4 protein-coding genes and 1 pseudogene are annotated in these 7,617 nt (G+C 59.0%); 1 reads left to right on the top strand and 4 read right to left on the bottom strand.

All coding sequences use genetic code 11. The annotated features are described in order from the left end of the window. The 4 genes from EOA86_RS14165 to EOA86_RS14150 all read right to left on the bottom strand — a co-directional run. On the bottom strand, positions 1-1,732 hold a 1,732-nt coding region (locus EOA86_RS14165; RefSeq protein WP_128342206.1), incomplete at its 3' end, for a Wzz/FepE/Etk N-terminal domain-containing protein. A 1-nt stretch (position 1,733) separates the two neighbouring features. Next, positions 1,734-3,731, bottom strand: a complete 1,998-nt coding sequence (gene asnB, locus EOA86_RS14160) for an asparagine synthase (glutamine-hydrolyzing) (RefSeq protein WP_128342209.1) — start codon at positions 3,729-3,731, stop codon at positions 1,734-1,736. Positions 3,732-3,735: 4 nt separating this feature from the next. Then, a complete protein-coding gene (locus EOA86_RS14155) occupies positions 3,736-5,004 on the bottom strand; it encodes a polymerase (RefSeq protein WP_127208682.1) in 1,269 nt (422 codons plus the stop codon). Continuing rightward, positions 5,001-6,227: a glycosyltransferase family 4 protein gene (locus EOA86_RS14150; protein ID WP_128342207.1), complete on the bottom strand. Its 1,227-nt coding sequence runs from the start codon at positions 6,225-6,227 to the stop codon at positions 5,001-5,003. The genes EOA86_RS14155 and EOA86_RS14150 overlap by 4 nt, the downstream gene beginning before the upstream one ends. Before the next feature lie 1,153 nt (positions 6,228-7,380). Between EOA86_RS14150 and EOA86_RS14145 the strand changes: the two are divergent. Beyond that, a pseudogene (locus EOA86_RS14145) lies at positions 7,381-7,617 on the top strand (calcium-binding protein); the annotation flags it as partial.

Below are 7,617 nucleotides of genomic sequence, written 5' to 3'. Positions count from 1 at the left end.
GGTCAAGATCGAGGAAAAGCACTCGGCCCCCCAGTCGGGTGGCTGCCAAGGCCAGGCTCCATGCAAGCTCGGTCTTGCCATCATCCTGGACGCTGGACGTTAGGAGAATGATGTGCGACGAGCGATCCCTCGCTTGCTTGGGTGCTGCGGTGACAAGCAGGGATGTCACGGCGCGGCTGTATCTGGACCTCTGCTGGCCTAAAACCAGCTGCTTCAGCCGTTTGGCGTGCATTGTGGCCGCTTGTGGTATCAGCCCCAAGCACGGAACCCCGAGCGCTGCCTCAGCTTCGGCCTCGCCCCGCAAAGTCTGATCGAGGCGGTTGCGAACGACAACGAAGACCCCGCCAAGAAGCCCAAACACAACCATACCAGGTGGAATAAGGAAAATCGGCGACAGGGTCTTAGGAACCGTCGGCGGCCATGCCGCCGAAAGGACCGACACTCCGGCCGAAGGAGTTGCGATGCGCCGTATCAAGTCCTGTTGTTGGGTCAGAAGCTGGTTGTATCGTTCCGTCAAGATACTGACCTGCGGCTCGAGTGCACGCAGCCCGGACAGCCGGCCGGCCGTATCGGCCACAACCGCGTCGAGCACATTCTTGCGACTTTCCAGAGCTGCAATCTGGGCCCGGTAGATGCTGGCCTCGGCAGCGAGACGAGCGGTCTCTTGTTCGATCTCGCGGTTGATCGCATCGCTCAAATTTTTATCTGCCGTGTCATTGGCCTGGCGAGCCGCCAGGTCGGCCAGCGCCGGTGATCGGATAGCTTGAGCCAGCGAGGCGACCGATGCCCCCTCCTTTCGCAGCTCCTGAATATGTTGAAGGCGAGATTCCGTGGCGGAGAGATCCGCTTTCGACAAGGAAATCTGCTGGCTGAGTTCAGCTGTCTCCTTGGCGGCGTTGTCCGCAGCACCTTGGTCGACTGCACCATGGCTCAGCCGATACTTTTCCAGACGATCGGTCGCTGCTGCCAGATCGCGTTGTACGCCCGGCAGAGCCGCGACTATCGAGGTGAGTTCCAGTCTATCCGCTGCCTGGCGTCTCTTCGCGAGATCGTCGATATACAATCGGGCGAACGTATTAGCCACCATAGCGGCTCGCGCTGGATCGGGATCGGTAAAGCCTATGCTGATAACTCTCGATCGCAGTTCCTGCCCAACCCTCATGCCCTTTCGCAATGCCTTTAGTTCAGCCGCATCCGCAGCTTCCGGCTTGCCCTGCGGCCAAATTCCGGCCAGCAGGCCGTCTACTAATGAGCGCAAAATCGGCCGGCCGCCGCGAGCAGGGTCGGGACGAGCACTTCCAGTTCCGGCATCACCTTGTTCGGCGGTGCCGCCGAACTCCGTCTTGCGCAGCTCTGCCATCACGCGACGCAGATTTCCTTGCGACAAGAGCATGGTTATATTGTCGTCAATGCTGGCATCCAGCATCTCCGGAGCAGGTACCGCGCCGGCGGGCCCATTCCTGCTTGGAGCATCGAGAATAACTTGCGTACTCGCCTCGAACCGGACAGGGACAGCAAAACCCGCAAGCCCGGCCAAAACACCGCCCAGAACCACCATGGCGAGCAGGAACCGTTTTCTCCTCGTGATGGTAATGAGGAGTTGATGGACTGAACTCTGCGCGTCCATCTGCTCGCGCAGCGGCCGCCTCATGCGCGGCTTGGTCTCGTGCGCGGTTACGTGCATCTCAGTGGCGCGCGGAAGTTGCTTGCGGCTGATTATGGAACCTTCCATTTTATACTCCTGCCGGTTCGAGTACACGATACAGGTCCGTTGCGGGCGCCGGTGGCCGACGGGCCTCGTCGCGCCAGGCCTGGAACATCAACGCCGCCCACAAATCACGAGAATGATCCTGCCTTCCATCCAAGTGATCTCGCCAGCACGTCTGCACCTTTGCAAAGTCGAAGATCCCGTCCCCGGACAGGCGCATGTCGGCGAGCAGATCGCTGGCCCAGATACGCAGCGGCCCTCTGAGCCAGACTGCTATAGGGACGTCGAAGCCATGTTTTGGCCGGTCGATCAGCCGCTCCGGAACATAGCGATGCAGCAACTGACGAAGTATCCACTTGCCCCTGCCGCGGCGAACCATTACGTCCGCCGGCAGCCGCCAGGCGAAGTCGACAACCCGATGATCGAGAAGCGGGCATCGGCCCTCAAGGCTGTTAGCCATGCTGGCGCGGTCCAGCTTCACCAGTATGTCGCCAGGCAGATAGCCGACCATGTCCTCGTACAGGAGACGTGACAGCAGACCATCCAGCTGCGGCGCACCATTGATCGATATGGGCGGCCTGTGATGGGTGAGGTTCTCGGTCGATGATCCCCTAAGCCGCTCATACAGCTCATCCTCATCTGCCGCGGCGAGCAGCCGAGCCAGGCGATCCAGCCGGTCGCTGCGCAGCGCATGCCGCGCATGCGCTGAAAGCGGCAGCTTGCTGACGAGTTCGTGACGGGCTGCACGGGCCAGCAATCCAACAGCTGTCGCAAGCGTCTGACGCAGCGGCAACGGCAGCTCATGCTGTCGTTTTGCTCGGGCCGCCATGAGGTGGCGAGCGTAACCGGCGAAGCATTCGTCGCCACCGTCGCCCGACAGAGCCACCGTAACGTGCTGGCGAGCCAGCCGCGCCACGAGCAGAGTTGGTATCTGCGATTCGTCTGCAAACGGCTCGTCCCAGGTCTGCGGCAGTTCTGAGATGATATCGCGCGCGGAGGCGGGCGAAAGGTGAAGTTCGGTATGGTCGGTGCCCAGATGCCGGGCGACCTCAGCGGCGTGGGGTGCCTCATCAAACCCGCCTTCTCCAAATGCGATCGTGAACGTGCGCACCGGTTTTGAGGATTGAGCCTGCATCAGGGCTACAACAGCGGAGCTGTCGACGCCGCCAGATAGAAAGCCGCCCAGCGGCACATCGGCGACCATGCGTTGCCGAACGGCAAGTCTCAGCAGCTTGTCGAGTTCATTTGTCAGTTCTTGATCGGTGCCGGCGATTGGTTCCTGCCGACCTTTCTCGGCAACCTCGGCCAGCGACCACCATTGTCGGATGCGGTTCGAAAGGGACCCGGCACTGCGCGCGTTGGCGAAATCTGCGGCCGTCAGGGACAGAACCGAGCCGGGTGGCAGCTTGAAGACGCCTTGCCAGATGCACCTGTTGTCCGGTACCCATCCCCTCGACAGCATCGCCGCCGCCGCATCGAGATCGATCTCCTGACGGAAATCTGGAAAACGGTTGATTGCCTTTAACTCGGAGGCAAAAACCAGTGCGACGCGTGTTGAAGCAACGTAGATCGGTTTTTTGCCCATTCGGTCGCGGGCGAGATGAAGGGTCCTCGTCCTCCGGTCCCACAATCCGAACGCGAACATGCCGGCAAAGCGCTTGAGTGCGGTGTCGAGTCCCCAATTCTCGATCGCGCACAGCATGACTTCGGTATCGCTGGTGCCGCGGAAACAATGGCCCGCGCCTTCAAGTTCGCGGCGCAGATCCTGGAAATTGTATATTTCGCCGTTAAAGGTGATGATATATCGGCCAGTCGCCGAATGCATCGGCTGGTGTCCCGCCTCTGACAAGTCGACGATGGCCAAACGCCTGTGGCCGAAGGCAACGCCGGCTTCACGATCTGTCCAGAAGCCGTCGCCATCAGGCCCACGGTGACGAAGAACTTTCGTCATTTGCGTTATAGCCCTCAGCGGCTTCGCACTGGCCGCATCGGGTGCAAGAAGGATTCCGGCAACCCCACACATTCCGTCACCCCAAGTCCCTGGAAGTTTCACTAGAAGTAGCCCACACTGCTCGCGGCGTTCCGGCAACAAGGCAGAGGGTCAGCGCAAACCAAACGATCGGGTGGCGGATGATCAGGTGCGGAAACCCGTAAATCATGATCGCCACCACCAGCGCAAAAAGGGCATCGAGCTTCGCACGCCATGCTGACATGGCCGCCGAGCCGACGATCCAAAGCAGGGCCAGGACCGCGATCAGACCACCTTGCGTGTATAGATCGAGGATCGTGTTGTGAGCCTCGAAAGGTTCGGGCAGAAACTGCCGATATTCGACCGAGGGGCGGTCCACATGCGGGCCAGGACCAAGGCCAAGAGACGCTGACGTCACGCCCTTGTAGACTGCATTACCCCAGAGCCTGACGCGAAGTGTAGCGGTTTCGGCGGTATCCTCGCCGCCCCTCCCCTTGCTGAGGCTCTTGGCGAAATTTTCAATGCTGCTTATGTCCCTGAGAACGTAGGGCGTCATCGACATCGCCAGGGGGAGAAAGCCGACCATCAGGAGGACGGCGACTTGCCGGGAAACGCTGCCCTTGTCACCGGTCGTGAGCCATGTCCGAACCCGCAGTCCTAGAAATATCAGGCAGGTCAGGACGCCTGTAAGAAGATAGGCATCACTCTTTGTCAGCCTACCGACATAGACGGTCAGAACAAGGCTGCTGAACCCGATCACCCTCCCCCATGGACTGCTTGTGGTCGTAGCAAGATGCAAAGCCAGCGGACCAAAGATTGCGCAATAAATAGCAATTTGGTTCGGATTCTCGGACCAGCCGGTGAAGCGATCCCAGAACCAGGGATTGACGCCGGGCTGGTGGATCCAACCCCACCCAAGCGCCAGCTGAAAGACAAAGCATGCACTCACTATCCCGATCGCCCACCAGGCAGTGCGGCGCAGTTGGCGATCGGCGTCGGGCTCCGCGGCGGCCAGACAGGTGACGCTGGCCAACAGCATGTAGGCCATTATGTCGTGAATCGGCGCCGAGAGGTCCAGGACCGCCGTGGTCAGCAAGCCGACAATCGCACCGACCGCCAGGGTGAACGTCATGATCAGCCAGAAGGTCGCGAGACGGAATAGGGCCGGCGTGGCCTCCAACCGACCACCGATGACTACTCGCCCGATCGACAGCATGATCCAGAGCGCTAGCAACAATTCGGTATATCCGAAGGGCAGACCGGGAACACTGAGCTGCACCGCATAGCCCATCGCAATACCGCCGGCCAGCAACGCGTTCCGGATCATCGGCGCGCTCCACCCAATCCGCGGCTTGCGGCATCCTCTTCCAGCACGATCGATGGCGCCGGTCGAGCAAGACCGCCATTGGATTCGGCGCTAAGGACGTTTTTGTAAAGATCGCAATATTGGTCGACTACCCACGGCAGCGCGAACTGCTCCCGGACGAGTTCGACGGAACGACCGCCCATGATCTTTCCGTGATCGCGGTCGGACAGGATGTCTACTATTCGAGCCGCAAGGCCATCGGCATCGTGCGGTGGGACGAGATAGCCGTTCCATCCGTCTTCAACCACGTCATTGCAGCCAGGCATCCTTGAGGCGACGATAGGCAATCCCGCCAGTCCGGCCTCGAGCAGGACGCGCGGAATCCCTTCCCGATATTGTGTTGGAAAGGCGAACAGATCGGCTATGCCAAGAAGGGCTGGAACATCGCGTCGTGGGCCTAAGGCGATGACATGGGGGGCATATCGATCGATGTCCGATTTGTCGACGGCAAATGGCCCCTCGGATTCCCATGGGCCGACAAGCACGAAACGCGCATTGGGCCTTTTGGACAGGATGTGCGGGACTGCTTTGAGGAGTGTCGGAATACCCTTCTGGCGGGTCAGCCGGCCGACAAAAATTACGACTTCAGCGGATTGGAGCCCAAGCTCTTCGCGCATTTTCATCGCGGAAGGGGCAAGATGCCTTGCCATGGCGAACGCATCGATGTCGATTCCTGAACTGCGGATCAGCCGTCCGCTGCCGCGTCGGATCAGTCGATAGCGCTCGAAGAAAGCCTGATCGTCCCGATTTTGGAAGACCGTCGCAGCCGTCCAGAAGGACGTAAGCCATTGCAGTCCGCAAAAGATTGGACGCAGGGCCAGAGCCCGTGGCTCCTGCGACGAGAATGTCCAGCCCAGACCATTGATCGTGCGGATGACGGGAGCCTTCCCGCGCACCGCAAGTGGCGTCAGCAGGTTCGGTTTGGTGTCGAAACTTTGGACAACATCCGGTCGCAGTTCCGACATTAATTTTCGAATCGTTCGAATGGCGCCCCACTCCCCGCTGCCGCCGCTGGCAAATCGGTCGAAACCATAGCGGTGATGCGGAATGCCATGCCGCGAAAACGCGGTTTCACCGCCACTCGAGACTGCGGTGACCCGAAAACCCCTTTCGCGAAGCGACATTAAGAACGGAATTCTTAAGGCGTGATCCTCGCCTCCCACACACACGAGATGCGGGTTCATCCTGTCTCTCCCGACCATGTGCCGTCCCCGAATCGCGGGAAGTGGCGGGCTTTTGACTCTGCCTTCATGATCTTGGTTTCGCTTCTTCTGCGTGTATGGATGCCAAGTCACGGTACGGGCAGGCTTGCCTACTGTCCTCGTCTGTTTGCATGACGCAAACCGCATTTGGATCAAGGCCTTGCGAGCATCAGGCAGCTAAGTCTCCGACTTGGCGAGGCAATCCACGCCAAAGACCTGCACAAGGTGTGCTACCGAGGCCGTATGGCGGGCCTCCTCGACGCGCATATCCTTCTGCGCAATGAGGGGTGCGGCGGGATCGTTTGCACGTCGAACTTGAGGAAAAATCCTGCGGGCACATTCGCCGGCGGGCGGGGCAATCAAGGACTGCGCTTCCGATAACCGTCCGTTGTCACCTCAGTCTGGGTTCGGTCGGTGCTTTGCCAGCCTGAGCATCATCCCGATCGTGGGCCGGTGCCCCTGTACGCTGGTTGAACAGCATCTCAGTCACTTCCGCCCCTGGTCGAATCTGCCTGCGACAACCTAGCTTAACCATCTCCGATATCGGCAATGTCGTTGGCGGATGACATCGTTATGAGCGAGCACCTGCCCAGTGTGTCCACAGAAAATTGGGTTGCGACGCCAGAGAACATGGCCTGGCTCAGCACCTAGCTTAACGCAGTCAGATTTGCCCGCAGGTAAGTGTATATTGTAGAGAAAAGCTATTCTGGCTGCCGTTCTATTCATGGACTCTAGTTGCCGGCAATGAAAATCCGACTTCTGTGGCGCCACTTCAGCGGGTCAGCATCACCAAGGCATGTTCGCGAAATACCGGCTTACACTCCATCTACAATCCTATTGAAAGGCAAACTACTCGACAGAAAATCACTATCGAATGCAGATCACATATAAGCAATGTGAAAGACCATTCTGAAAAACGGACCAATTTGTCTGAACGCCCGTGGTTATGTATACGATAATAAAATAGAATTTTACTTGGAAATATCGCGGTGATCCTAAGTAAAATTCTGCTTCCGTGAGGCGATCCTGCTGGTGATCAACGAATCTATCAGAGGGGTGTGGGTATGTGATTTGAAGCTAATATACGCCGTCGAGTAGGCAGGCACCGCGGGGCGCTAAGAAAAAAGGATTATTGATGGCACTTCATTTCGCAGCAGGTGGGTCCGCCACAGAAGTCGCAAGCGCCGGTTTCAATCTGGTCGACGTTCAATACATCGACCAGGTCAATGAGCTGCCGGATGGCACGAAGGCTATGGTCTGGCTCAACGAGGGCGAGGGCGTGACCCAGTCCTTTATCGACAAAGTCACCCCCTTCCTTGGCAATCCGAAGGTGTATGGGTTTTTTCTCGTCGACGAGCCGGATCCCACCGGC

Source organism: Mesorhizobium sp. M5C.F.Ca.IN.020.32.2.1 (assembly GCF_004023105.1).
In the GTDB taxonomy this organism is placed as follows: Bacteria; Pseudomonadota; Alphaproteobacteria; order Rhizobiales; family Rhizobiaceae; genus Mesorhizobium; species Mesorhizobium wenxiniae.
Note: the sequence above shows the minus strand (reverse complement) of the source record. Positions and strands in the feature narration are given on the sequence as shown.

What these genes read in the sequence shown, in the direction of transcription:
- EOA86_RS14155 (WP_127208682.1), bottom strand. Translation starts at nt 5,004, where the DNA reads ATGATCCGGAACGCGTTGCTGGCCGGCGGTATTGCGATGGGCTATGCG.
- asnB (WP_128342209.1), bottom strand. Translation starts at nt 3,731, where the DNA reads ATGTGTGGGGTTGCCGGAATCCTTCTTGCACCCGATGCGGCCAGTGCG.
- EOA86_RS14150 (WP_128342207.1), bottom strand. Translation starts at nt 6,227, where the DNA reads ATGAACCCGCATCTCGTGTGTGTGGGAGGCGAGGATCACGCCTTAAGA.